This is a genomic window from Halopseudomonas sp. L-58 (assembly GCF_056859475.1).
In genome coordinates this window covers 18847-44707 of sequence record NZ_JBSXON010000081.1, presented here as the reverse complement: position 1 = coordinate 44707, position 25861 = coordinate 18847, and the positions used below count along the sequence as shown (strand labels likewise).

22 protein-coding genes and 1 pseudogene are annotated in these 25861 nt (G+C 67.8%); 12 read left to right on the top strand and 11 right to left on the bottom strand.

All coding sequences use genetic code 11. The features are described 5' to 3' along the window. The coding region (locus tag AC13EY_RS16245) for a DUF4158 domain-containing protein (protein WP_482890427.1) at positions 1-322 on the bottom strand (322 nt) is incomplete at its 3' end. A gap of 141 nt (positions 323-463) precedes the next feature. Between AC13EY_RS16245 and AC13EY_RS16240 the strand changes: the two are divergent. Beyond that, positions 464-811 (top strand): annotated as a pseudogene (locus AC13EY_RS16240) (type 2 periplasmic-binding domain-containing protein); the annotation flags it as partial. Here the strand turns inward: AC13EY_RS16240 and pqqF are convergent. The 8 genes from pqqF to AC13EY_RS16200 form a co-directional block, all read right to left on the bottom strand. Further along, complete coding sequence (gene pqqF, locus AC13EY_RS16235; RefSeq protein ID WP_023123336.1) at positions 808-3168, bottom strand: pyrroloquinoline quinone biosynthesis protein PqqF; 2361 nt, start codon at positions 3166-3168, stop codon at positions 808-810. The pseudogene AC13EY_RS16240 and the gene pqqF overlap by 4 nt on opposite strands. Beyond that, complete coding sequence (gene pqqE, locus AC13EY_RS16230) at positions 3169-4320, bottom strand: pyrroloquinoline quinone biosynthesis protein PqqE (RefSeq protein WP_023123335.1); 1152 nt, start codon at positions 4318-4320, stop codon at positions 3169-3171. Next, positions 4292-4570, bottom strand: a complete 279-nt coding sequence (gene pqqD, locus AC13EY_RS16225) for a pyrroloquinoline quinone biosynthesis peptide chaperone PqqD (protein ID WP_023123334.1) — start codon at positions 4568-4570, stop codon at positions 4292-4294. Before pqqD ends, pqqE begins: the two co-directional genes overlap by 29 nt. Next, positions 4567-5319 carry a pyrroloquinoline-quinone synthase PqqC gene (gene pqqC, locus AC13EY_RS16220; protein WP_104727637.1) on the bottom strand — a complete coding sequence of 251 codons (753 nt, stop codon included), beginning with the start codon at positions 5317-5319 and terminating at the stop codon, positions 4567-4569. Before pqqC ends, pqqD begins: the two co-directional genes overlap by 4 nt. Positions 5320-5348: 29 nt before the next feature. Continuing rightward, positions 5349-6263, bottom strand: a complete 915-nt coding sequence (pqqB, locus tag AC13EY_RS16215; RefSeq protein ID WP_482876279.1) for a pyrroloquinoline quinone biosynthesis protein PqqB — start codon at positions 6261-6263, stop codon at positions 5349-5351. 78 nt (positions 6264-6341) lie between these two features. Next, positions 6342-6413, bottom strand: coding sequence for a pyrroloquinoline quinone precursor peptide PqqA (gene pqqA / locus AC13EY_RS16210; RefSeq protein ID WP_003239771.1), 72 nt, complete (start codon positions 6411-6413; stop codon positions 6342-6344). 61 nt (positions 6414-6474) lie between these two features. Beyond that, on the bottom strand, positions 6475-8562 hold the full coding sequence (locus AC13EY_RS16205) for a PQQ-dependent dehydrogenase, methanol/ethanol family (RefSeq protein ID WP_228247025.1): 2088 nt from the start codon (positions 8560-8562) through the stop codon (positions 6475-6477). A gap of 48 nt (positions 8563-8610) precedes the next feature. Next, the gene (locus AC13EY_RS16200) at positions 8611-9519 is read right to left on the bottom strand and encodes a transporter (RefSeq protein WP_124084237.1); all 909 of its coding nucleotides are present in this window, start codon (positions 9517-9519) and stop codon (positions 8611-8613) included. A 254-nt stretch (positions 9520-9773) separates the two neighbouring features. Here AC13EY_RS16200 and AC13EY_RS16195 point away from each other — a divergent pair, with 254 nt between their 5' ends. Further along, entirely contained in the window at positions 9774-11678 is a 1905-nt protein-coding gene (locus AC13EY_RS16195; RefSeq protein WP_482876281.1) for a sigma-54-dependent Fis family transcriptional regulator, read from the top strand. Between the two features lie 95 nt (positions 11679-11773). Here the strand turns inward: AC13EY_RS16195 and AC13EY_RS16190 are convergent, their stop codons facing one another. Continuing rightward, the gene (locus AC13EY_RS16190) at positions 11774-13264 is read right to left on the bottom strand and encodes an aldehyde dehydrogenase family protein (protein ID WP_482876283.1); all 1491 of its coding nucleotides are present in this window, start codon (positions 13262-13264) and stop codon (positions 11774-11776) included. A gap of 303 nt (positions 13265-13567) precedes the next feature. Between AC13EY_RS16190 and AC13EY_RS16185 the strand changes: the two genes are divergently transcribed. The 5 genes from AC13EY_RS16185 (at position 13568) to AC13EY_RS16165 (ending at position 19674) form a co-directional block, all read left to right on the top strand. Beyond that, positions 13568-15259, top strand: a complete 1692-nt coding sequence (locus AC13EY_RS16185; RefSeq protein WP_482876285.1) for an AMP-binding protein — start codon at positions 13568-13570, stop codon at positions 15257-15259. A 70-nt stretch (positions 15260-15329) separates the two neighbouring features. Continuing rightward, the gene (locus tag AC13EY_RS16180) at positions 15330-16370 is read left to right on the top strand and encodes an AraC family transcriptional regulator (protein WP_256159561.1); all 1041 of its coding nucleotides are present in this window, start codon (positions 15330-15332) and stop codon (positions 16368-16370) included. A gap of 69 nt (positions 16371-16439) precedes the next feature. Beyond that, positions 16440-17207, top strand: a complete 768-nt coding sequence (locus AC13EY_RS16175; RefSeq protein WP_126624696.1) for a 3-hydroxyacyl-CoA dehydrogenase — start codon at positions 16440-16442, stop codon at positions 17205-17207. A gap of 68 nt (positions 17208-17275) precedes the next feature. Beyond that, on the top strand, positions 17276-18463 hold the full coding sequence (locus tag AC13EY_RS16170) for an acetyl-CoA C-acyltransferase (protein ID WP_023123324.1): 1188 nt from the start codon (positions 17276-17278) through the stop codon (positions 18461-18463). Between the two features lie 83 nt (positions 18464-18546). After that, entirely contained in the window at positions 18547-19674 is a 1128-nt protein-coding gene (locus tag AC13EY_RS16165) for an acyl-CoA dehydrogenase family protein (protein WP_023123323.1), read from the top strand. A gap of 5 nt (positions 19675-19679) precedes the next feature. On the opposite strand, the gene AC13EY_RS16160 is transcribed toward AC13EY_RS16165, so the two are convergent. Then, a complete protein-coding gene (locus AC13EY_RS16160) occupies positions 19680-20564 on the bottom strand; it encodes a helix-turn-helix transcriptional regulator (protein ID WP_181101445.1) in 885 nt (294 codons plus the stop codon). A 151-nt stretch (positions 20565-20715) separates the two neighbouring features. On the opposite strand from AC13EY_RS16160, the gene AC13EY_RS16155 reads away from it, so the two are divergent. From AC13EY_RS16155 to AC13EY_RS16135, 5 genes are all read left to right on the top strand, one after another. Next, on the top strand, positions 20716-22107 hold the full coding sequence (locus tag AC13EY_RS16155) for an aminotransferase (RefSeq protein ID WP_181101447.1): 1392 nt from the start codon (positions 20716-20718) through the stop codon (positions 22105-22107). Positions 22108-22150: 43 nt separating this feature from the next. Continuing rightward, positions 22151-23548 carry an APC family permease gene (locus AC13EY_RS16150; protein ID WP_181100253.1) on the top strand — a complete coding sequence of 466 codons (1398 nt, stop codon included), beginning with the start codon at positions 22151-22153 and terminating at the stop codon, positions 23546-23548. 73 nt (positions 23549-23621) lie between these two features. Then, on the top strand, positions 23622-24287 hold the full coding sequence (locus AC13EY_RS16145) for a TetR family transcriptional regulator C-terminal domain-containing protein (protein WP_181100255.1): 666 nt from the start codon (positions 23622-23624) through the stop codon (positions 24285-24287). A gap of 80 nt (positions 24288-24367) precedes the next feature. After that, positions 24368-25093 carry a response regulator gene (locus AC13EY_RS16140; RefSeq protein WP_181100257.1) on the top strand — a complete coding sequence of 242 codons (726 nt, stop codon included), beginning with the start codon at positions 24368-24370 and terminating at the stop codon, positions 25091-25093. Next, the gene (locus AC13EY_RS16135; RefSeq protein WP_181100259.1) at positions 25090-25860 is read left to right on the top strand and encodes a substrate-binding periplasmic protein; all 771 of its coding nucleotides are present in this window, start codon (positions 25090-25092) and stop codon (positions 25858-25860) included. Before AC13EY_RS16140 ends, AC13EY_RS16135 begins: the two co-directional genes overlap by 4 nt. The last annotated feature ends 1 nt before the right edge of the window (position 25861 follow it).

Sequence of the window (25861 nt, the reverse complement as noted above, 5' to 3'; positions counted from 1 at the left end):
GGTAAATCCGTTCGTTCTCTTTTGGCGTGAGATTAAAGGGTCTACAGCCTGGGCCTGGTAGAACGGTTTGATAAACGTATTTGAGGTCCTGCTTGATCTGATGAAAGCCGGGATTCAGCACCACCGGCTTGGCTTTGAAATAGCCCAGCAGTACCACCAGCATGTAACGCTGGCCCCGATGACGGAGGCTTTTAGCGATCGCCAGTTCCTTATCGTTCAGCGAGAAAAAGAAGCGTTGGTCGGCGGAGGTGAAAGCGGGGGGTCCATATAACTCATCTTGTTCTGCCTCGGACAAGATTTGGACACGTTCTTCGAATGCCATGGATTTAGCCCAAAAAGACTAAATCTTACTCAAACAGAGCCCAAATAGGGATCTCGAAAAAAGTAATACCCCTCTGGAGGCCACAGACGGCGGGGCCTCCAGAGCACTTTGTCGTTTTTGGACGGAAAATCCCTAGAACCCCTCGAGGATCTGGCGTTCAGCTTCAAGCTGCTGTACCTCAACGACCTGCTGCCCGGTGCGCACAGCCGCCTGCGCAGCACCAGCGTGGTCGCTCAGTACCACGCGGCCCTGGAGGGCCGCGCGCTGGCGATACTGCCGTGTTTTCTCGCCGGCCCCGATCCGCGCCTGCAGGCGGTACTGCCGGACGAAGTCGAGGTGATGCGGCAGTTCTGGATGTACTACAGCGAGGATCTGCGCAAGCTCAAGCGAGTCACCCTGGTGGCCGAGTACCTGCGTGCCTGCGCCGAACTCAATCGCGACCTGCTGCTGGGCGAGTCGACGCAGATGGTCTACCTGCCGAGTCTCTAGGCCGACGGGCGCCAGCGCGAATCGGCAGGCGCGCCGGTGGCCAGGCAGAAGCAGCCGGCGGCGGGCGAGCCCAGCGCCAGCAGGGCCCGATCCAGGGCCTCCGAATCGAGCGCGGCCACCGCCTCGCGCAGCCGCTGCAGTTGTCCAGCGTCGTCCCCAAGTTGCCAGAGCAGGGTCGCGGCCTCGCCCGGGGCTAGTTTTGCGGGGGCGAGACGGGCCAGCAGCAGTTCGCGCTGGCGCGCCAGGTCGAGACCTGCCAGTGGTACGCGCTGGGCGTCGATAAAGGCCTGCACATGACCGAGCAGCGTGTGGGCGTCGGCGTATGGCGATTGCACGGCGAACAACAGGCCATCCAGCCCGGCCAGGCGCCGATGACCGGCGAACACGCCGTAGCCCAGCCCCAGTCGCTGACGCCAGTGGTGATGGAAGGGCGCCTGCAGCCACTGGCCGAGCAGGCGCGCGGCCGCCTGTTCGGCGGCACTACCCTGGCCGCTCGGAACGAACAGCAGCAGCGCCTGTTCGCCGGCCATCGGCTCGACCTCCAGCCACAGCCGCTGCTCCAGTCGCGGGCGCTGCGACGGCCAGCGCCCGGCTTGCCCCGGCGCCGCGTTCCACAGCGCACAGACCGCGTGCCACTGCGCGTCGTCCAGGCCCAGGGCCAGGCCGTCGCGGCGGCAATCGCTCAACCTCACCGGGTCGCCAGGCGGATGCAGCTGGCGCGTCAGCTCGCTTTCCAGGCGTTGCCACAGGCGGCGCAGGAACATCGCCGCGGATGGCGAGGGCGTCGGCGCCGGCTGGGGAAGCGGGGCATTGTCCAGGGCGTCCAGGCTGGCGCGCAGCAGGTCCGGCAGCAGCGGCGCGGGTCCGCTCAGGCGCAACTCACACAGCTCGCCGCCGGAACTCAGACCCAGCTCCAAGCCGGCGCGCCGGGTCGTCGTGGCGAGCGCTTGCACGGCGCCCTGCAGCAGGCCGCCGGGCGGCGAGCAGCCCGGCGCTGCCTGCCAGCGGAGCAACAGCGCGCCATGGCCATGGCCGCCGGGCAGGTGCTCGCGGCGCAGGCCGGCGGCCTCGGGCGAGGCCGTCGCGCGGTTCGGGCCGCGCTGCTGCAGCCAGGGATTGGCCGGCGGCAGCTGCCAGTGCGGCGGGGCGGACGCGGACGGCGCCAGCGCACCGCACCGGCCAACCAGACGCAGCAGGTTGCCGGGATGCAGCTGGGGCAGGATCTCGCGCAGCACGGCCTCATCCAGTGATGGCGTCTCGCCGGCCTGCAGCCAGTGGCGCAGCAGGCCCAGCGGTTCCACCGCACAGGCCTGGCGCGCCAGCCAGCGCCGATGTTCGGTACTCAGCGCGCCCCAGTCCTGGCGGGCGAAGAACGCCAGCCAGTCGAACAGCAGCTCGAGCACCGCGGTTTCGCCGTCCGCGGCGATGCTGCCCAGGTCGAGTTGCAGCAGTGCCTGATCCTGGTGGTGGTAGGCCAGGCTCGCCTGTACCGGACCGCCCAGGCCGCGTTCGGCCAGGCTGGCGGCCCAGCCGCCGGGGGCGTCGTGCTGCAGTTGCTGGCAGAGCCACTGCAGCGCCGGCGCGGCGCCGTCCGGCAGTTGCTGCAGGGTAAACAGCAGGCACAGACCGGGGCGCGCCATCGCCACGCGGCTGTGGCGCGGCGGCAGCAGGGCCGGCGGCGGCGGGCGCGGCGTGGGCGTAGCGGCACGCAGGCGATTGCCCTCGCGTTCGGCGAGCTCGCGCAATTGCTCCGGCGGCTGCGGGCCGAGCAGCACCAGGCGGGCCTGGCCGGCGTGGTAGAAATCCCGGTGGAAGCGGCGCAGGGCCTGCTGAAACCCCTCTTGCTGCAGCGCCAGGCTGGCGCGCTCGCCGGCGTGGCAGCGTGCCAGCGGGTGCTGCGCCGGCACGGCCTCGGCCAGGGCCCTGCTGGCGGCGCTCAGGTCGTCGCGCGACCAGGCCAAGTATTCGGCGTGCAGCACCTCGCGCTCGGCGTGCTGCTGGCGCAGGTCCAGGGCCGGCGCGGCGAGCATGTCGCACAACCGCTCCAGGCCGGCATCGACAGCGGTCGTCGGTAGCTCGAAGAAGTAGTCGGTGTGGCGTTCGCGGGTGCTGGCGTTGGCTTGGCCGCCGTGCTCCATCGTCAGGGGCAGCAGGCTGTCCTGCGCAGTGAAGTGGCGGCTGCCAAGAAACACCAGGTGTTCGAGGAAATGCGCCAGTCCCGGGTACTCCGGAGGCTCGTCGTGGCTGCCGGCGTCGATGCGCAGGGCGGCGCCGCAGCGGTTCAGCCAAGGCGCGTGCAGCAGGGTCACGTGCAGGCCATTGCTCAGGCGCAGGTGCTGCACGTTTGGGCTGGGCATTCAGCGAACCCGGGCGATCAATCGTGAGGTGGCGGCGTTGCGAAAGGTCAGCTCGGCGATGGCTTGCTCGGCCTGCTCGGCCTCATCGCGGGCGGTGAGGATCACGCCGTGATGGGCCGACTTGCTGCACACCGGGTCGGCGTTGCTGGCGTCGCCGGTGAGCAGGAAGGCCTGGCAGCGACAGCCGCCGAAGTCCTTGTGCTTCTCGTCGCAGCTGCGGCAGGGCTCGGGCATCCAGGCGTCGCCGCGGAAATGGTTGAAGCCCGGCGAGTCGTGCCAGATCTGTCGCAGCGGCATCTGCCGCACGTTGGGGAACTCGATCGGTAGCTGCCGCGCGCTGTGGCACGGCAGCGCGGTGCCGTCCGGGGTGATGTCGAGGAACAGGCTGCCCCAGCCGTTCATGCAGGCCTTGGGGCGCTCCTCGTAATAATCCGGGGTGACGAAGATCAGCTTGCACGGGTGGTTCTCGACCGCGAGCCTGTCACGCCATTGATTGGTAATGCGTTCGGCGCGTTCCAGCTGCGCACGGGTCGGCAGCAGCCCAGCGCGGTTGAGCTCCGCCCAGCCATAGAACTGACAGGTGGCGAGCTCGACGAAGTCTGCCTCCAGCTCAAGGCACAGCCTGATGATGCGCTCGATATTGTCGATATTGTGCCGGTGGGTGACGAAGTTGAGCACCATCGGATAGCCGTGGGCCTTGACCGCACGGGCCATCGCCAGCTTCTGGGCGAAGGCCTTCTGCGAGCCGGCCAAGAGGTTGTTCACCTCCTCGTCGGCGGCCTGGAAACTGATCTGGATATGATCCAAGCCCGCCGCGGCGAACTCGGCGATGCGAGCCTCGGTCAGGCCGATGCCGGAGGTTATCAGGTTGGTGTAGTAGCCCAGGCCACGTGCCGCCGCGATCAGCTCGGCCAGATCCTGACGCACTAGCGGCTCACCGCCGGAAAAACCCAGTTGCACCGCGCCCAGCTCACGGGCCTGGCGAAACACCTCGATCCACTCGGTGGTCGACAGCTCGGTGCCCTGCTGGGCGAAATCCAGCGGGTTGGAGCAGTACGGGCACTGCAGCGGGCAGCGATAGGTCAGTTCGGCCAGCAGCCAGAGCGGCGGGCCGAGCGGGGTGTCAGGCGAGTTGCAGCCAGAACTTGTCACGGGCCACCTCCATAAACTGTTCAACGTCGTCGCCCAACTCCGCGACCTCGGGATAGCGCGCCTTCAGTTCGGCGACGATGGCGGCAACGCTGCGTCGACCGTCGATCAGGCTGGCGATGGCGCCGGCGCTGTCGTTGAGCTTGACCATGCCCTCCGGGTAGAGCAGTACATGGGCCTGCTGCGCCGGTTCCCATTGCAGGCGGTAGCCGGGGCGCAGGCGCGGGACCAGGCGACGGTCGAAGCCGCTCACAGGGCGATCCCCCGATGCCAGACGCGTTCGGCGGTCACCGTGTGGTATGGCGGGCGCTGCAGTTCGTAGGCCATGCTCAGGGCGTCGAGCATGCTCCACAGTACGTCCAACTTGAACTGCAGGATCTGCAGCATGCGCTGCTGGGCATCAAAGGTGCGGTAGTGTTCGAGGGTGATGCGCAGACCGTGCTCGACATCGCGGCGCGCCTCCTTCAGGCGCTTGCGGAAATAATCGTAGCCGCTGGCGTCGATCCACGGGTAGTGCTGCGGCCAGGCATCCAGGCGCGACTGATGGATCTGCGGGGCGAATAGCTCGGTCAGCGAACTGCTGGCTGCCTCCTGCCAGCTAGCTCTGCGGGCGAAGTTGACGTAGGCATCGACGGCGAAGCGCACTCCGGGCAGCACCAGCTCCTGCGACAGCATCTGCTGGCGGTCGAGGCCGACGGACTCGGCCAGGCGCAGCCAGGCCTCGATACCGCCGTCCTCGCCGGGCGCACCATCGTGATCGAGGATGCGCTGAATCCACTCGCGACGGGTCTCGCGATCTGGGCAGTTGGCGAGAATCGCTGCATCCTTCAGCGGGATATTGACCTGATAGTAGAAACGATTGGCCACCCAGCCCTGGATCTGCTCGCGGTTGGCGCGGCCTTCATACATGGCGCGATGGAACGGGTGATGAATGTGGTACAGCGCGCCCTTGGCGCGCAGCGCCTGCTCAAATTCGGCAGGTGTCATGGCAGGTTGGCTCATCGACGCTCCGGATTTTTGTTGTTGGCCCGTTACAGGTGGATGCTCATGCCATCGAACGCGACCTCAATGCCGCGGGCGTCCAGTTCGGCGCGCTCGGGTGAGTCCAGGTCGAGAATCGGGTTGGTGTTGTTGATATGGATCAGGATCTTGCGCGCCGCCGGCAGGCCATCGAGCACCTCGAGCATGCCGCCTGGGCCGCTCTGCGGCAGATGGCCCATCTCGCTGCCGAGCTTGTCGCCCACCTCGCACCGGCGCATCTCGTCGTCGCGCCACAGCGTGCCGTCCACCAGCAGGCAATCGGCGCGGCGCATCCAGCCCAGCAGCGGCTCGTCCACCTGACCCAGGCCGGGGGCGTAGAACAAGGTTCCCCCCGTGCGCAGGTCCTCGATAAACAGGCCGATGTTGTCGCCCGGATGCGGATTGCCGCGGTGCGGCGAATACGGCGGCGCGCTGCTGCGCAGGGCGATGGCGGTGAGGCGCAGCCCAGGACAGGCGGGGATGGTGAACGGCTTGGCATCCAGCTCGATCAGCTGGTGCTGCAGGCCGCCGTTCCAGTGGCTGAGCATGTTGAACAGCGGAAAGCCGGTGGTCAGGTCCTGATGGACCATCTCGGTACACCAGACTTGGTGCGGGCAGCCTTCGCGCAGGGTCAGCAGGCCGGTGCAGTGGTCGATCTGGCTGTCGAGCAGGACGATGCCGGCAATCGCCGTGTCGCGCAGTTTGCGCGCCGGCTGCAGCGCCGGGAAGGCTTCGAGCTGGGCGCGAATGTCCGGCGAGGCGTTGCACAGGATCCACTCGCCGCCGTCATCGGAGATGGCGATGGACGACTGCGTACGCGGCTGCGCCCGCAAGGTGCCGGCGCGCACGCCGCGGCAGTTGCGGCAGTTGCAGTTCCACTGGGGAAAACCGCCACCGGCGGCGGAACCGAGAATCTGGATATGCATCTGGGCCTCGCGCGGCAAAAATCAGGCCCCGGCAGGCCGGGGCGGGAAACGCGGCGCGCCAGGCACGCCGCGGCAGGCTCAACGGTTGGCGAAGTACAGGGTCACTTCGAAGCCGATGCGCAGGTCGGTGTAGCTAGGTTTGGTCCACATGCTGCTGTTCCTCCGGTGCTTGGGGTGGTGTCCACGGGCGGGCCGAGCCCGCTCATGGGGGTCAGGGTTTGGCGGCTTGCTGCGCCTTGAGGTAGTCGTCATATTCTCGGCGCATCACATAGGCTTTGATCTGTTCCACCTCGGCCGCGCTCAGCGAGTTCTTGAATGACGGCATGCCCAGCGGGCGGAGGATGCCGTCCCGGACGATCTGCTGGAAGTTGTCGCGGCGCCATTGATCCGTATGGCGCAGGTCGGGGATCAGGCCGCCGCTGACGGCGCCGACGCCGTGACACATCGAGCAGTAGCTGCCGTACAACAGCTTACCGGCGTCCACATCCGCGGCGCTCGCCTCGACCGGTTGCGGCGTGCGCTGCACGGCGACCGTTGTCGCCTGTGGCAGGGGCGGCAGGCCGGCCTGGCCGCCGAGCTTAAACACCAGCAGGCGGCTGAGGTTGCGCACTCCAGGCGCCAGCGCCGCGTCGCCGCCGATCAGCGGCGCCGCGCCGCCCCAGCCGGCCATGACCGCCACGTACTGCTCGCCGTCCAGGCTGAAGCTGATGGGGGCGGCGACTATGCCGGTCTGCGCGGCGAAGCTCCACAGGCGCTGTCCCTTGTCCGCCGAGTAGGCGTGCAACTGGCCGTCGGCGGTGCCCTGGAACACCAGGTTGCCGGCGGTGCTCAGGGTGCCGCCGTTCCAGTAGAAGCTATGCGGCACGCGCCAGGCCTCGCGCTGGCGTACCGGGTCCCAGGCCAGCAGGGCGCCGCTCACCGCCTCGCGGGGAATCTCGTGGGTGTCGCTGAAGCCGGTGCCGGTGTTTAAACCGTCGATTTTCTTGAACGCGGCGCCCTCGTTGCGATAAACCCCAGGGACCTCCTGATAGGGGATGTACATCAGCCCGGTCTGCGGATTGAACGACATGGAGTGCCAGTTGTGCGCGCCGAACGAACTTGGCCACATCACCACCTGTTCCTTCTCATAGCGCACACCAGGCGCTTCTACTGGGCGGCCGGTGGTCAGGTCGATCTTCTCGGCCCAGGTCACCTTGCCGAACTTTTCGGCCGAGAGCAGTTCGCCGGTGGCTCGATCGAGCACATAGAAGAAGCCGTTCTTCGGTGCCTGCATCAACACTTTGCGCGGCTTGCCGTCCAGCTCCAGGGTGGCCAGAGTGATCTGCTGGGTGGCGGTGAAGTCCCAAGTCTCGCCCGGCGTGGTCTGGTAATGCCAGAGCAGTTTGCCATTGTCCGGACGCAGGGCCAGGATCGACGACAGGTACAGGTTGTCGCCGCCGCCCGGGCTGCGGATCTCGCGGTTCCACGGCGAGCCGTTACCGGTGCCGATGTACAGCAGGTCCAGCTCCGGGTCGTAGGCCATGCTGTCCCATACGGTACCGCCGCCGCCGAGTTTCCAGTACTGGTCGCCCTTCCAGGTCTTGGCCGCTGCGGCCAGTTCGGGGTGCTCGTAGGGCTGGGCCGGGTCGCCCGGCACGGTGTAGAAGCGCCAGGCCATCTTGCCGGTCTCGGCATCGTAGGCGGAGAAGAAGCCGCGCACGCCGTACTCGGCGCCGCCGTTGCCGATGATCACCTTGCCCTTCACCACACGCGGCGCGCCGGTGATGCTGTAGGGCTTGGCCGGGTCGGTGGTCTGCTCGCTCCAGACCTCGCGGCCGGTCTTGGCGTCCAGGGCGATCAGGCGACCGTCCAGTGCGCCGACGTAGACCTTGCCGTTCCACAGGGCGACGCCGCGGTTGACCGCGTCGCAGCAGGTGTAGCGGGAGTGGCCGCGATCCACCTGGGGATCGAACTGCCACAGGCGCTTGCCGCTGCGCAGGTCCACGGCCATCACCCGGCTCCAGGACAGCGAGGCGTAGAGCACGCCGTCGGACACCAGCGGGGTGGCCTCCAGGCCACGGTTGTTTTCCAGATCCAAGTACCAGGCCAGGCCCAGCTTGCCGACGTTGCCGGCGTCGATCTGCTTGAGCGGGCTGAAGCGCTGCTCGGCGTAGGTGCGGCCATGGCTGAGCCATTCGCTGCCGTCTTGCTCGCTGGCACGGATGGCGGCCTCGTCGACCTTGGCGGCCTGGGCGCCGGCGGCGACCAGCAGCGCGGTCAGTAGGCAGACGAAACGGCGTGATTGGGTGAGGTTAGGCATCACGCGAAACTCCTGTTGTTGTTGGAATGGGAAGGCAGGCGGCGGTGCTTAGAAGATGTGCAGCAGGCGCAGGTTGACCCGTCCCTGCTCCTTGAAGCCGTTGTCCACCGAGATGTCGCGGCCGAAGTTGACCATCAGCTGGTCGCTCGGGGTGACGAACCAGCTGGCCCCGACGCTGAACTTGCTGGTGTTCGGTTTGTCGTCCATGTCCAGGCCGTCCACCTCGGTCTCGCCGCCCCACAGGCGCGAGACGCCGGCACGCAGGTCGAAGCGCTCGTTGACGTGGTAGCGCAGGAACGCCTGGGCCTGGAACAGCGGCTTCTGCTTGAGAGTCTGGCTGGCGGGGCCGAAGTCGTCGTTCTTGCCGAAGAAGGTCACGTCGCCCACCAGGTCGAGGCTGAACTTGTCGCCCAGGCCCTCGATGTAGCCGGCCTGCAGCGCACCCTTCCAGCGGTTCTCGCCGAGGTTGATGGCGCGGTCGTTGTCGTAGCTGCCGGTGGGCAGCCAGAGGTGGGGGCTGATGCCGAAGTAGCGGCGTTGCTCCGGCTGGTTCACCAGCCATACGGTGGCGGCCAGCATCAGGTCGCCGGTGCCACTGTCGCTGCCCAGGGCCGACAGGTCGTCCTTGGCGCGCATGTTGCCGAAGGGCAGGAGGAACTGCGGGTCGACGATGTAGCCGCCCAGCTCCATGAAGTGCACGCCGCGCAGGATGCCGATATCCGAATCCAGGCCGGCGTCCAGCGGCAGCTTGTCGCCGTTGGCGTAGAGGCGGTTGCGTTCGGCGTGCTGGTAGTAGAGCAAGCCCACGTTGGTGCCGGCAGGCATTGCGGTGTAATCGCCGGCGTCTACGTCGAGCGCCGAGGCACCGGCGCAAAAGCTGCTCAGCAGGCCGAACAGCGAAGCATGCAGCCACTGCCGGGCCGGTTTGGGCCGAGCCGCATCTATGCTCATTTTCATGACATCACCTTTATTGTTTTGGTTTAAGATCTTGGCGCTGCCGGTTTTTTCTCCGGAGGCTGTGAAGTCATTGAGCAGATTCTGTGCCAGCTTTTTTGGCTGGAAGAAAATCAAGCTGAATCAATGATTTGTATAACAACAAGAGTCCTCGAACAGGGCGCGGGCGCCGTCTCGCCGTGAGGCTGTCTCGAACTGAGACAGTGGCCCTGGGGCGGGCTGGCCCAGTTCGAGACACCTGGCGTGAGACATATGACATGCACAGATCCAGCGACCCTTCCGCAACGCCCACCTCGGGCAAGCATCTGGTCGATTCCCAGGTAGTCGCCCGCTCCTGGCAGCGCTCGCAGCACTACGGCCTGTGCCAGCGCGACAAGCTGCTGTTCGAGGCGCCATTGGTGGCCAGTGGCAAGCAGATCGCCGAGCGCTACCGTCTGCTGCTGGACTGCGCGATGCCCGAGATGCAGCAGTTGCACGCGGCGCTGGCGCCGCAGGATTGGGTATTGGCCTGCATCGATCTGGAAGGCGTGGTGCTCAGCAGTCTGAGCGGGCGCGGCGCCGGCACCCGTGAGCTGAGCCAGGTGTGTCGCATCGGCGCGCAGCTTTCCGAGCAGAACGTCGGCACCACGGCACCGGGCTGCGCCCTGGCCGAGCGCGAGTCGGTGTTCTTCGTCGGCGAGGAGCACTATCTGGAGGAGGCCCGCCAGTTCTCCTGCCTGGCCACGCCGATCTTCGGCCTCGACGGCGGCATAGTCGGGGTGCTGGACGCCAGCAGCCGGCAGGGCGCGCCCTCGGTCTATACCCTGGAGTCGCTGGTGTTCGCTGCCCGCGCCATCGAGAACCGCCTGTTCGCCCAGCTTGGCGAGGTGCTGCTGGTACATTTGCACCATCGCCTGGACATTCTCGGCACGCCGCTGGAGGGTCTGTTGGCCTTCGACCCGGCGGGCAAGCTGCGTTGCGCCAACCGCATCGCCGGCCAGTTGCTGCATCTGGGCGAGGTGCGCGCCGGCCTGGACTTCGCCGAGCTGTTCGACATGCCCTTCGCCCACGCCGCCTGTTTTCGCCGTCACGACCTCAGTGCGCCGCTGCGCCTGCGCAGCCACCACGGCGGCGAACTGCACGCCTGCATCACTCAGGGCCCGCCGCAGCGAACGGCGCCGATGCTGGCCGAGGCGCCGCGCCCGCGGCGCAGCGCCGAGCCGCTGCCGACGCCGCACAGCGGCCCCTGCCTGCAGGACCCGGCGCTGCAGGATGCCCTGGCACGGGCGCGCAAGGCCTTCGCCCGCGACATCCCGGTGTTGATCAACGGCGAGACGGGCACCGGCAAGGAGGTCTTCGCCCGCTTGCTGCACGAGAGCAGTGCGCGGGCCGGCGAAACCTTCGTGGCGATCAACTGCTCGTCGATTCCGGCCAGCCTGATCGAGTCGGAGCTGTTCGGCCATGTCGAAGGCGCCTTCACCGGCAGCCGCAAGGGCGGCGCCATCGGCAAGATCGAGCAGGCGCACAAGGGCACGCTGTTTCTCGACGAGATCGGCGACATGCCGCTGGAGCTGCAGGGCCGCCTCTTGCGCGTGCTGCAGGAGCGCAACCTGAGCCGCCTGGGCAGCAACCAGGTTATCAAGGTGGACTGCGCGCTGATCTGCGCCACCCACCGTGACCTGCAGCAGCTCAGCGCCGAGCAGGGCTTTCGCGAGGACCTCTACTACCGCATCAACGGCCTGCGCGTGAGCCTGCCGGCACTGCGCGAGCGGCGCGACCTGGCGGCGCTGATCCAGCACCTGCTGCGCGCCGAGACCGACGCACAGCAGCCTCTCCAGCTGAGCCCAGCGGCGCTGCAGGCGCTGCTGGACTATCACTGGCCGGGCAATATCCGCCAGCTCTACCAGTGCCTGCGCCTGGCTGCGGCGCTGGCCGAGGACGACGGCGAGATCGGCGTGCAGCACCTGCCGGACGAGGTGCGCGCCGGCCGCGGCGAACAGGCCGCGGCGGTGGCGAACGAAGGGCTGACGGCGGAGGCGGGGAGTACGCTGCAGCGTGCCGAGGCGCGGGCCATTCGCGCCGCGGTGGAGGCCGCCGGCGGCAACCTCTCGGCCGCCGCGCGCAGCCTGGGCATCGCCCGCGCGACGCTGTATCGCAAGCTCAAGGGTATGGAACAGGGGTAGCAGGCCGCTCGCCTGCGTGGTGTCTGGCACGCCACCGGCGCGCCCGGAATAAAAAAGGGCAGAGGGCCGCTCGGGACAGCCCCCACCCGTAAAACTCACAGCTTGATCATCACCGTCTTCAGTTCGGTGTAGTGCTCGATGGCGGCGGCGCCCATCTCGCGGCCGATGCCGGAGAGCTTGTGGCCGCCGAACGGCAGGGCCGGGTCGAGGGCGCTGTGGCAGTTGACCCACACCGAGCCGGAGCGGATGCGTGGAATCATCCGGTGCACCGCGCCGAGGTCATTGGACCAGATGCTGGCGCCCAGGCCGTAGGGGTTGTCGTTGGCCAGGCGCACCACCTCGTCGATATCGTCGAAGGGCATGGCCACCAGCACCGGGCCGAAAATCTCCTCCTGCACCAGGCGGTGGCGCTGGTCGACGTCCACCAACACCGTCGGCTGGACGAAGTAGCCGGGGCCGAAGCCCTCGCCGCCGCAGGCGACGGTGGCGCCCAGCTCGCGGCCCAGGTTGATGTAGCCGGTGACCCGATCCTGCTGCTTGGCGGAGATCAGCGGGCCCATCTGCACGCTGGGGTCGAGGCCGTTGCCCAGCTTCATGCCGTTGGCGATGCCGGCGATGTCGGCCACCACGTTGTCGAAGTGCTTGCGCTGCACGTACAGGCGCGAGCCGGCGCAGCACACCTGGCCCTGGTTGAAGAAGATGGCGTTGGCGGCGCCGGCGGCAGCCTGCTGCAGGTCGGCATCAGCCAGCACGATGGTCGGCGATTTGCCACCCAGCTCCAGGGTCACGCGGGTCATGTTGTCCATGGCCGCCTTGCCGATCTGCTTGCCCACCTCGGTGGAGCCGGTGAAGGTCAGTTTGTCCACGCCCGGGTGGCTGGACAGCGCGGCGCCGGCGTTCAGGCCGGTGCCGGTGACCACGTTGAACACCCCGGCCGGGTACCCAGCCTCCAGAACAAGCTCGGCCAGTTTCAGCGCGCTCAGCGGGGTTTCGTCGGCCGGTTTGAGCACCAGGGTGCAGCCGCTGGCCAGCGCCGGACCGAGCTTCCAGCAGGCCAGCAGCAGCGGAAAGTTCCAGGCCACGATGGCGCCTACCACCCCCACCGCCTCGCGGCGGATATAGGCGTGGAAATCCTCGTTCGGCATCAGGGGCAGGGACGGCTCCACCGTGCTGCCCTCGATCTTGGTGGCCCAGCCGGCCATGTAGCGCAGAGAGTCGATGCACAGCTGTACGTCCATGGCGCGGGCCACCTGGGCGCTCTTGCCGTTGTTCAGGCATTCCAGCTCGGCCAGCACGTCGGCGTCCCGCTCGATCAGCTCGGCCAGGCGCCACAGCAGGTTCTGCCGTTCGCGCGGGCGGATGCGGTTCCAGGCGGAGTCGTAGAAGGCGCTGCGGGCGGCCTGAACGGCGCGGTCGACGTCTTCGGCGCTGGCCGAGGGGACGCTGGCCAGCGGCTCGCCGGTGGCCGGGTTGCGCACCTGCATGCGGCTGCCGCTGGAGGCGTCCAGCCATTGGTCGCCGATCAGCATGCGTTGCGGTCGGGCAAGGAAATCGAGGGTTTTGCGGTGTAGCGGTAGGGTTTCCATGGACGAAGCCTCTTGTTGTGGTTTTGTGTCGGGGCTTAAGCAACGCCTGTGCCAGTGCCGGCAAGGCCGTGCCAGATTGCGTCTGCGGGCTTCCGCTGGCGGTCGCGGGGCTGGCCAGGCTGTATCGAAGACATACAGCTGTCGCAAAACGAGACAGCTGCACCGCTCCGATTGAAACCGCGCAGCGGTAGCAGGCGCTGGGAACAGACGGCTTGCGTCTCCTTGGCATGCTTCCTGTTGGGAGTGCCGGCGATCTCCGCGCTCGCGGATTCCCCATAACAAGCACAACAAATGGGTACCGACATGACTCAGCTCAGCTACACCCGCGGCCCGCAGGACAACCCCCTGCTGGCCATGACCATCGGCGAAGCCTTCGATACCACGGTGCGTCTGCACGCTCGCCGCGAGGCGCTGGTGGTGCGCCATCAGAACCTGCGTTACAGCTGGGGCGAACTGGCCGAGGTGGTCGAGGACTGCGCCCGCGGCCTGCTCGCCCTCGGCCTGCTGCCGGGCGACCGGGTCGGCATCTGGGCACCGAACTGCGCCGAGTGGTGCATCGCCCAGTTCGCCACGGCGAAGGTCGGCGCGATCCTGGTCAACATCAATCCGGCCTATCGGCTGAACGAGCTGGAGTACGCGCTGAAACAGTCCGGCTGCCGCTGGCTGATCTGCGCCGAGCAGTTCAAGAGCTCCGACTACCATGCCATGCTCGCCGAGCTGATCCCGCAGCTGGCCGATAGCCCGCCCGGCGGGCTGCATGCCCCGCAGCTTGCCGAGCTGCGCGGGGTGATCAGCCTGGCGCGCACGCCGCCCGCCGGCATGCTCGGCTGGGCCAAGCTGCTCGGCCTGGCCGGGCAGATCTCCCACGACGTGCTGCGTCGCCGCCAGGCCCAGTTGCAGTTCGACGACCCGATCAACATCCAGTACACCTCGGGTACCACCGGCTTTCCCAAGGGCGCGACGCTGAGCCACTACAACATCCTCAACAACGGCTACATGGTCGGCGAGAGTCTGGGGCTGAGCGAACAGGACCGCATGGTGATCCCGGTGCCGCTGTACCACTGTTTCGGCATGGTGATGGGCAATCTCGGTTGCATGACCCACGGCAGCACCATGATCTATCCCGGCCCGGCCTTCGAGCCGCTGAGCACCCTGCAGGCGGTGGCCGAGGAGCGCGCCACGGTGCTGTATGGCGTGCCCACCATGTTCATCGCCGAGCTGGATCACCCGCGCCGCGCCGAATTCGATCTGTCCAGCCTGCGCACAGGAATCATGGCCGGTGCCACCTGCCCGATCGAGGTGATGAAGCGGGTGATCGAGCAGATGCATATGGCCGAGGTGCAGATCGCCTATGGCATGACCGAGACCAGCCCGGTGTCGACCCAGAGCGCCGCCGACGATCCGCTGGAGCTGCGCGTGGCCAGTGTCGGTCGCACCCAACCGCACCTGGAGACCAAGCTGGTCGACGAACAGGGCAACGTGGTGCCGCGCGGGCAGATCGGTGAACTCTGCACCCGCGGCTACAGCGTGATGCTGGGCTACTGGAACAACCAGGAGGCGACCCAGGAGAGCATCGACGAGGCCAAGTGGATGCACAGCGGCGATCTGGCGGTGATGGACGAGGCGGGCTACCTGAAGATTGTCGGGCGCAGCAAGGACATGATCATCCGCGGCGGCGAGAACATCTATCCGCGCGAGATCGAGGAGTTCCTCTTCACCCACCCGGCGGTGGCCGACGTGCAGGTGATCGGCATTCCCGACAGCAAGTACGGCGAGGAAGTGGCCGCCTGGGTCAAGCTGCACCCGGATCAGGCACTCACCGCCGAGGCGCTCGCCGAGTACTGCAAGGGGCGCATCGCGCACTTCAAGGTGCCGCGCCACTTCCGCTTCGTCGAGGAGTTCCCCATGACAGTAACCGGCAAGGTGCAGAAGTTTCGCATGCGCGAACTGATGCAGGCTGAGCTGGCACCGCCGCTGCGCCTGGTCGGCCGCTGAGCGGCTGGCCTCGCGTCGGCGGCGCAGGCAAACTGGGCCGCGTTGCAGGACGGGGCTGACGCGGGGCGGCATGGCAGTGGAGAAGGGCACCATCTCGGTACAACTGGTCGGCGAGGCGTTGCTCGAGGCGCGCCGCCGCGGGCTCGACGTGGCGGCGCTGCTGGAGCGCGTCGGCCTGCCTGCACAGGCGCTGGAGCGCCCCTACGGGCGTGTGCCTTCGGCGCTCTACGGCCAGCTCTGGCGCGCTCTGGCGGCGAGCATGGACGACGAGTTCTTCGGCATGAACGCCCGGCGCATGAAGGCCGGCAGCTTCTCCTTCATGGCTGCCATCGCCCTGCGCGAGCCCACCCTGGGCGCGGCGCTGGAACGGGTGCTGGCCTTCTGCGGCCTGGTCTTCGACGGCCTCAGCCCGCGCCTGGTGCAGCAGGGCAGCCTGGCCGAAATCGCCCTGGACGAGCCGGACGGTCAGCACAGTCGGGCCTTCGCCTACTTCACCCTGTGGCTGATGGTGCATGGCCTGCTGTGCTGGCTGGCCGGCCGGCGCCTGCCGATCCTCGGCATCGACCTGCGCTGTCCCGCGCCGGGCTATCTCGAAGACTACCGGGTGATGTTCTGCGACAACCTGCGCTTCGAGCGCCCCTCCAGCCGCCTGCTGTTCAACGCCGACTGCTTGGCGCAGCCGGTGCGCCGCAGCGAGCGCGAACTGAAGCGCTTTCTGGCCGGCGCACCAGCCAATATCCTGGTGCGCTACCGCGACCCGCAAAGCCTGGGGGCGCGTATTCGTGCCTATCTGCGCTCGCTGAGCGCCGCACGCTGGCCCGACTTCGAGGCGCTCAGCAGCCACTTCTACATGGCGCCCTCGACCCTGCGCCGCAAGTTGGCCCAGGAGGGCCAGTCGTACCAGGGGCTCAAGGATCAGGTGCGGCGCGAACTGGCTATCACCCGCTTGGATGCCGGCGAGGGCGATTTCGTCGAGCTGGCCGGCGTGCTCGGTTTCGCCGACATCAGCGCCTTCTACAAGGCGTTCAAGAAGTGGACCGGCTCTACGCCGGGGCAGTACCGCGCGCTGATGCACCCGACGCCCGATTGTCCAAAGCGCTCAGAGCGATAGACGACTTTCGCCATTGTCGACGGCGGCGCTCGGCGCGAGCATGGTTCTGACTCGTTGCTGGAGCGTGCTATGCGTATCGAAGATTCCGTATTTCTGATCACCGGTGGCGGCTCCGGCCTGGGCCTGGCCGCTGCCCGTCAGCTGCTGGGCCAGGGCGGCAAGGTGCTGCTGCTGGATATCAATGCCGAAGCGGGGCAGCGCGCTGCCGCAGAGCTGGGCGAGGGCGCCCGCTTCGTGCAGGCCGACATCACCCGCGAGGAGGATGGCCGTGTGGCCGTGGCGCAGGCACTGGAGGCCTTTGGCGCCGTGCACGGGCTGGTCAACTGCGCCGGTATCGCACCGGCCGAGAAGATACTGGGGCGCAGTGGCGTGCATGGCCTGGACAGCTTCCGCCGCACCGTCGAGGTCAACCTGATCGGCAGTTTCAACCTGCTACGCCTGGCCGCCGAGGCCATGGCGCAGAACCCGCCGAATGCCGAGGGCGAGCGCGGGGTGATCGTCAATACCGCTTCGGTGGCGGCCTTCGACGGGCAGATCGGTCAGGCCGCCTATGCCGCCTCCAAGGGCGGGGTGGCCGCCATGACCCTGCCGGCGGCGCGCGAGCTGGCGCGCTCGGGCATCCGCGTGATGTGCATCGCCCCGGGCATCTTCGAGACGCCGATGATGGCCGGCATGCCGCAGGAGGTGCGCGACTCGCTGGCCGCCGGCGTGCCGTTCCCGCCGCGCCTGGGCCGCCCCGAGGAATACGCCGCGCTGGTGCGCCACATCGTCGAGAACCCCATGCTCAACGGCGAGGTGATCCGCCTCGATGGCGCGCTGCGTATGGCGGCGAAGTAACCGACACATGACCCGGATTGCGGCTTGACCGCAACCCATGGCACCCCAACGACTTTCAGGAGACAACCATGTCTGCAACCGATCCGGTCGTGATCGTCAGCGCCGCCCGTACCCCCATGGGCGGTTTTCTCGGTGACCTGGCCGGCCTGTCCGCCGCCGAACTGGGCGCCGCCGCCATTCGCGCCACCCTGGAGCGCGCCGGCCTCGCGGCCGAGGCGGTGGATACCGTGCTGATGGGCTGCGTGCTGCAGGCCGGCCAGGGGCAGGCCCCGGCGCGCCAGGCAGCGCTCGGCGCGGGCCTGAGCCAGGCGGCGCAGTGCACCACGTTAAACAAGATGTGCGGCTCGGGCATGCAGGCGCTGATGCTCGGCCACGACCAGCTGCTGGCCGGCAGCGCCGAGGTGTTGGTGGCCGGCGGCATGGAGAGCATGTCCAACGCGCCTTACCTGCTACCGCGCGCCCGCGCTGGCTATCGCATGGGCCACGGCCAGGTGCTCGACCATATGTTCCTCGACGGCCTGGAAGACGCCTACGAGCGCGGCCGGCTGATGGGTACCTTCGCCGAGGACTGCGCGCAGAGCTACGGTTTCACCCGCCAGGAGCAGGACGCCTACGCCTTGGAGTCGCTGCGCCGGGCGCAGCAGGCGATGGAGGCCGGCCATTTTGCCGACGAGATCGTCGCGGTCGAGGCTCCGGCCGGGCGCGAGCGGCGCCTGATCGCCGCCGACGAGCAGCCGCCCAAGGCCAGGCCGGAGAAAATCCCCACGCTCAAGCCGGCGTTCCGCGACGGCGGCACGGTGACCGCGGCCAACTCCAGCTCGATCTCCGACGGCGCCGCGGCCCTGCTGCTGATGCGCCAGTCCGAGGCTGAGCGGCGCGGCCTGAGCCCGCTGGCGCGCATCGTCGCCCATGCCGGCCACGCCCAGGCGCCGAACCTGTTCACCAGCGCGCCGGTCACCGCGATCCAGCGTGTGCTGGCGCGCAGCGGCTGGAGCCTGGACGAGGTGGACCTGTTCGAGATCAACGAGGCCTTTGCCGTGGTGCCCATGGTCGCCATGCGCGATCTGGACATCCCCCACGCCAGGCTCAACGTGCACGGCGGCGCTTGCGCCCTCGGCCACCCGATCGGCGCGTCCGGCGCGCGCATTCTGGTGACCCTGCTCGCGGCGCTGCAGCAGCGCGGCTACAAGCGCGGCGTGGCCGCGGTGTGCATCGGCGGCGGTGAGGCCACGGCGGTAGCCATCGAGCTGTATTGATGGCTGTAGGGTGTCACGGGGCCACCTAGGCCGTGCGCACCATGGTTCGTGTCATTGATTAACCCGCATTATCGGAGCCAGCCATGCTGCCCAACGAAGAACAACTACTGATCCGCGACATGGCACGCCAGTTCGCCCAGGAACGGCTCAAACCCTTCGCCGCCGACTGGGATCGTGAGCATCGCTTCCCCGCCGAGGCCATCGCCGAGATGGGCCAGCTGGGTTTCATGGGCATGCTGGTGCCGGAGCAGTGGGGCGGCGCCGAGACCGGCCACCTGGCCTACGCCATGGCCCTGGAAGAGGTGGCGGCGGGTGATGGCGCCTGCTCCACCATCATGAGCGTGCACAACTCGGTGGGCTGCATGCCGATCCTGAAATACGGCAGCGAGGCGCAGAAACAGCGCTTTCTCCGCCCGCTGGCCGAAGGCAGCATGCTCGGCGCCTTCGCCCTGACCGAGCCGCAGGCCGGCTCCGACGCCAGCGACCTGCGCACCCGCGCCCGGCGCGACGGCGGGCACTACGTGCTGAGCGGCGCCAAGCAGTTCATCACCTCCGGCAGTCATGCCGGCATGGTCATCGTCTTCGCCGTCACCGACCCGGGGGCCGGCAAGAAGGGCATCAGCGCCTTTATCGTACCCACCGACACGCCGGGTTTCTCCGTGGTGCGGGTGGAGGACAAGCTCGGCCAGCATGCCTCGGACACCTGCCAGATCCAGCTCGACGAGGTGCGCATCCCGGCCGAGCTGCGCCTGGGCGAGGAGGGCGAGGGCTACCGCATCGCACTGGCCAACCTGGAAGGTGGGCGCATCGGCATCGCCGCGCAAGCGGTGGGCATGGCCCGCGCCGCGTTCGAGGCGGCGCGCGACTACGCCCATGAGCGGGTCACCTTCGGCAAGCCGATCATCGAGCACCAGGCGGTGGCGTTCCGCCTGGCCGACATGGCCACCCAGATCGCCGTGGCGCGGCAGATGGTGCACCACGCCGCCTGCCTGCGCGAAGCCGGCCTGCCATGCCTGAGCGAGGCCTCGATGGCCAAGCTGTTCGCCTCGGAGATGGCCGAGCGGGTGTGCTCCGCGGCGATCCAGACCCTGGGCGGTTACGGCTACCTCAAGGACTTCCCGGTCGAGCGCATCTACCGCGACGTGCGCGTGTGCCAGATCTACGAAGGCACCAGCGACGTGCAGCGGATGGTCATCGCGCGCGGCTTGTGACGCAGCTAGGCCGAGCGCCGCGGCGAGTCCCCGTTCGCTCTGGGCAAGGGCGCCGGGGCGTGCGCGACCACCGGCTGGGCGCGTTCCGTCTCGCCGCCCAGCCAGGCGATAAATAGCGAGAACAGCTCGGCCTGGGAGCCGATCTGCAGCTTGGTGTAGAGATTCTTGCGGTGCATGCGCACCGTCTCCGAGGAAATCTCCAACAGGCGTGCGCTGGACTTGGCCGAGTGGCCGCGCAGCAACAGGTGGCACACCTCCAGCTCGCGGGCGGTGAGCAGGCCCTCGCCGAAGCTCATAAAGGCCTCGCGCAGCTGCTGCTCGAAGTCGGCGCCCTGGGCCTGCTCCGCGTTGCCGGTTTCGCGCCAGTGCTGCCGGCCCAGTTCCAGGATCACCGGCGCCAGGCTGCGCAGCAGCTGCAGCTGCTCGGCCTGGAAGGGCCGGGCGCTAAGGCCGTTATACAGGCTGATCGAGATGCGCTGCCCGGCATCGAGCTCCAGCATAAAGTAGCAGTCCTCCACCGAGCCGGCGCCCAGGTAATAGGTCTTGTAGTACTGGCTGTCGAAGAAGTCGTCCGGGGCGATCTCGCCCAGGCTGTAGAAACCCTCGGGCAGGCCCTGGTCCACCGCCAGGCAGAAGGGGTCGAGCAGGTAGCCGCGGGAGAAGTAGCGCTGCAGCAGCAGCTCGCGATTTTCCGCCGGAATGCCGCGCTCGTAGAGCAGGCGGGGGGCGCCGCCGATGCGCTCCAGGTTGATCATCACCGACTCCACGGGCACCAGGCTGGCCAGGGCATCGATCAGGGTCTCGGCGAACTGCGCGCCGTGGCAGGCCGCCATGGCCCGGGCCAGGGCCTGGTGCCAGCGCTGCAGGCTGTCCGGGGCAAGCATGGGCACACACCTTTCTATTACGGGGGTGGCCAGCATACCGCAGCGGCGCAGGCCCGGGCCGGCATACCCTCAAATGAGGTATGGCCGCCCGGGCCGCGGCTTCTTAGCCTGCAGGCAACAGTCCCGCAGGAGTCAGCCCATGTCTATCGTTACCCCCATGCCCACCGCCGTTCGCGACCAGGCCAGCTTGGCGGCCCTGGATCGTGCCCACTATATGCACGGCTACCACCTGTTCGACGAGCACCGCCAGCAGGACGCCCTGCAGATCGGCGGCGGCGATGGCGCCTATATCCAGGACCTGGCCGGCAACCGCTACCTGGACGCGGTGGGCGGCATGTGGTGCACCAATATCGGCCTGGGCCGCGAGGAAATGGTCGAGGCCATTGCCGCCCAGACCCGCCAGCTGGCCTACGCCAACCCCTTCTGCGACATGGCCAACCCGCGCGCGGTGGAGCTGTGCGCCAAGCTGGCCGAGCTGGCCCCGGGCGATATCGACCATGTGTTCCTCACCACCGGCGGCTCCACCGCGGTGGATACGGCGATCCGCCTGGTGCACTACTACCAGAACTGCCGCGGCCTGCCGCACAAGAAGCAGATCCTGACCCGGCGCCACGCCTACCACGGCTCCACCTACCTGGGCATGTCCCTGGGCGGCAAGCAGGTGGACCGCGAGGGCCAGTTCGACTTTATCCAGGACGGCATCCACCACCTCAGCGGCCCCTATCCCTACCGCGCCCCCGCCGGCCTGAGCCAGGCCGAGTACCTGGAGAGCCTGGTGGCCGAGTTCGAGGCCAAGGTGCTGGAGCTGGGCCCGGACCAGGTGGCGGCCTTTATCGGCGAGCCGGTGTTCGGCTCCGGCGGGGTGATGGTGCCGCCCGCCGGCTACCACCGGCGTATCTGGGAACTGTGCCGGCGCTACGACATCCTCTATATCGCCGACGAGGTGGTCACCTCCTTCGGCCGCCTCGGCCACTTCTTCGCCAGCGAGGCGGTGTTCGGCGTGCAGCCGGACATCATCACCACCGCCAAGGGCCTGACCAGCGGCTATCAGCCCCTGGGCGCCTGCCTGTTCTCCGAGCGCATCTGGCAGGTGATCGCCGAGCCGGGCCAGGGCCGCTGCTTCACCCACGGCTTCACCTACTCCGGGCACCCGGTGGCCTGCGCCGCGGCGCTGAAGAACATCGAGATCATCCAGCGTGAGGGCATCCTGGCGCATGTCGAGGAGGTCGGCCGCTATTTCGAGGAGCAGCTCAGGACGTTGCTCGACCTGCCCATAGTCGGCGACGTGCGTGGCCTGCGCTTTATGGCCTGCGTCGAGTTCGTCGCCGACCAGGCGAGCAAGGCGCTGTTCCCCGAGGCGCTGAATATCGGTGAGTGGGTGCACCTGCGGGCGCAGAAACGCGGCCTGCTGGTAAGGCCCATGGTGCACCTGAACGTGATGTCGCCGCCTTTGATCCTGACCCGCCAGCAGGTGGACTTTATCGTCCGGGTGCTGCGCGAAAGCATTCTGGAGACCCTGGAAGATCTTCAACAGGCCGGTCACTACTAGCGTTTTTGGCGCTCCCACTTTACTCACAGAAGGAAGGCCCCCAATGGACGACAACAAGAACAAGGTCCTGCGCTTTCGCGACGTCACCCTCTACACCGTCTCGGCCATGCTGTTTATGGATCAGATCGCCCTGGCCGCATCCCTCGGCGCCACCAGCCTGTTCTGGTGGGCCTATGTGCTGGTGCTGCTGTTCGTGCCCATGGCCCTGATGACCGCCGAGCTGGGCACCACCTACCCCGGCAGCGGTGGGGTCTACCACTGGGTGCGGCTGGCCTTCGGCGCCCGCTGGGGCGCGCGCCTGTCATGGATGTACTGGGTCAATAACGCGCTGTGGATGCCCTCGGTGTATATCCTCTTCGCCGCCATGCTCAGCGAGTTCTTCCTGCCGGATCTGAGCCTGTGGACGCAGATCGCCATCGGCATCAGCCTGGCCCTGCTCACCGCGCTGTTCAATGCGGTCAAGCTGGGCATCGGCAAGTGGCTGCCCAACATGGGGGCGCTGATGAAGCTGGTGGCGGTGCTGGCCTTGGGGGTAGGCGGTATTCGCTACGGGCTGCAGCACGGCTTCGCCAACCCCCTGACCCTGGATACCCTGATCCCCTCATCGGGGATGGCGATCGCTGCCCTGGGCATCATGGTCTACGGCATCATGGGTACCGAACTGGCCTGCTGCAGCGCCCCGGAGATGCGCAACCCGGTGCGCGACATTCCCCGGGCGATCCTCGCCGCCGGCCTGCTGATCGCCGCCTTCAACGTGTTCGGCACCCTCGGCGTGCTGGCCGCGGTGCCCAGCGACCAGACCGACGTGACCAAGATCTTCGCCGAGTCGCTGTACCAGATGTACGGCCACGACGGCCTGGGCGGCGCCTTCGCCAGCCTGATCGCCTGCTTCGTGCTGTTCACCCTGTTCACCAATATGGTCACCTGGAGCATGGGCACCAACCGTGCGGCGGTAGCGGCAGCCAAGGCCGGCGAGCTGCCCGCGCTGTTCGGCGTGGTCCATCCGCGCTACCACACCCCGGTGGGCCCGGCGTTGCTGGCCTCGACGGTGAGCATCGTGGTGATGCTGGTCTACGGCCTGGTGGCCAGCAGCGCCGAGGAGCTGTTCTGGACCCTGCTGTCGATCTTCGCGATGATCTTTATGCTGCCCTATGTGCTGATGAGCCTGGCCTTTATCAAGCTGCGCCTGCATGACCCGCGACCGCGGCCATTCCGCCTGCCCCTGGGCAACGTCGGCGCCTGCCTGTGGGCGGCAGTGGTGGGGCTGCATGTGCTGGCCGGCATCCTGCTGTTCGTGGTCACCCCCGGCGAGCCGATGGACTGGGACTACAGCGGCAAGATCCTGCTCGGGGTCGGTCTGGCGCTGGCCATCGGCGAGTGGCTGATTCGCGCCAGCAGCAGGCAGCAGGCGCAACAGGCCCTGGCTCTGCAGGGGCGCTGACGGATCGCGGATGATCCTGTACAGTCGTTCAGCGCTGCGTTCAGAGCCTGCTACGACTGTATAAGGATCGGCCATGACCCACCCGACTCGTTTCGCCCGCCTGGAGCCCGAGCTGCGCAAGTCGCATCTGGTCGAGGCCACCCTCAAGTGCCTCAAGCAGCACGGCTTCCAGGGCGCCTCGATCCGCAAGATCTGCGCCGAGGCGGGGGTCTCGGTGGGGCTGATCAACCACCATTACGGCGGCAAGGACGAGCTGGTGGCCGAGGCCTATCTGACCGTCACCGGACGGGTCATGGGGCTGCTGCAGGAGGCCGTCAGCCAGGCCGAACCGACCCCGCGCGCGCGCCTGTCGGCCTTCTTCCAGGCCTCCTTCTGCCGCGAGCTGCTCGACCCGCAGCTGCTGGAGGCCTGGCTGGCCTTCTGGGGCGCGGTGAAGACCGCCGAGGCGATCAACCAGGCTCACGAGCACTCCTATGGCGAGTACCGGCGCATGCTCGCCGCGGTGCTCGCCCAGCTGGCGGCCGAGCACCGGTGGCCGGGCTTCGATGCCGAGCTGGCAGCCATCGGCCTGTCGGCCCTGCTCGACGGCCTGTGGCTGGAGTCCGGGCTCAATCCCAACACCTTTACCCCGGCCCAGGGCGTGCTGCTGTGCGAGGCCTGGGTCGACGGTCTGGAGGCCGGCGGTTATCGCCGCTTCCTTTCGGGGGAGGATGTTGATCAAGTGTTCAGCAATGGCTAGAGTGGCCAGGCGAACCCCCGCGACCTTCCACCTATAACGACAAGAGTGGCCGCTTCCATCGGAGCGGCAGGAGCGAGCGCATGACGGCCATGGCCCGTGTATTGATCGTCGACGACGATCCGGTAATCCGTGAGTTGCTGGCCTCCTACCTGCAGCGCGACGGCTATGAGGTGCTCTGCGCCGAAACCGCCGAGCAGGCCGAGGCCTGCCTGCAGGAGCAGCCGGTGGAGCTGGTGATGCTGGATATCCGCCTGCCCGGCAAGGACGGCCTGACCCTGACCCGCGAGCTGCGCGTGCGCTCGGAGGTGGGCATCATCCTGATCACCGGCCGCGACGACGAGATCGACCGCATCGTCGGCCTGGAATGCGGCGCCGACGACTACCTGGCCAAGCCCTTCAACCCCCGCGAGCTGATGTCGCGGGCGAAGAACCTGATCCGCCGGGTGCGCCATGCCCAGGCCGCCGGGCCGGCGGAGGAGGGCCGCCAGCTGCGCCAGTTTGCCGACTGGACCCTGGACCTGGATCGCCGCCGCCTGCTGGCCTCCGATGGCCGCGAATGCCTGCTGACCCATGGCGAGTTCCAGCTGCTTAGCGTGTTTCTGCGCAACAGCGGGCATACCCTCAGCCGCGATCAGCTGATGGACCAGATCCGCAACCGCGAATGGCTGCCCAACGACCGCTCCATCGATGTGCTGGTGGGCCGCCTGCGGCGCAAGCTGCAGGACGATCCGGCCGACCCGCGGCTGATCATCACCATCCATGGCGCCGGCTATCTGTTTAGTGCCCCGGTCAGCTCGCGGGCATGAAGCCTTGGCTGTTGCTGGGCCTGCTGCTGGCGGCCGGCCTGGCCCGGGGCGAGGCGCCGACCCTGCGCTACTGCGACCACCCGGTGTATCCGCCGATTTCCTGGAGCGATGCCGCAGGTAGTGTGCAGGGCGTGGCGCCGCGGGCGGTGCGCGAGGTGGCCGAGCGCCTGGGCTTGGCCCTGGAGATCGTGGTGCTGGGCAACTGGCAGCGCTGCCTGAGTGATGCCGGCGAAGGCCGGGTCGACCTGGTGATCGCCTACCGTTCGGCCGAGCGTGAGGCCCAGCTGCTGTTTAGCCAGGAGCCGCTGCTGCAGGAGGAAGTGGCGCTGTTTTACAACCGTGAGCGGCCGCTTAAGGTGCATCGCCTGGAGGACCTGGCCGGTTATCGCGGCGGCCTGCTGTTCGGCGAGAGCTACGGCCAGGCCTTCGACCAGCTGGTGGCGGCCCATGGCAATGTCGAGCGGGTGGCCAGCAATCAACAGAACTTCGGCAAGCTGATCCGCGGGCGCATCGACTTTATCGCCCATGAGCGGCGCACCGGTCAGCTGTTCGTCGAGTACCTGCCGGGGGCCGAGCGTATCGCCATGGCGCCGCTGACCCTGGCGGTGGATCAGCTGCATTTCGCCATTTCCCGGCGCTCGCCCCTGGTGGCCTGGCAGGGGCGTATCGATGCCGAGCTTCGCCGCCTGCGCGAGGAAGGCGCGGTAGAGCGCTGGCTGGCGGAGAGCGAGGCGGCCTATCGAACCATGCAGGAGGCCACCCGGTGAG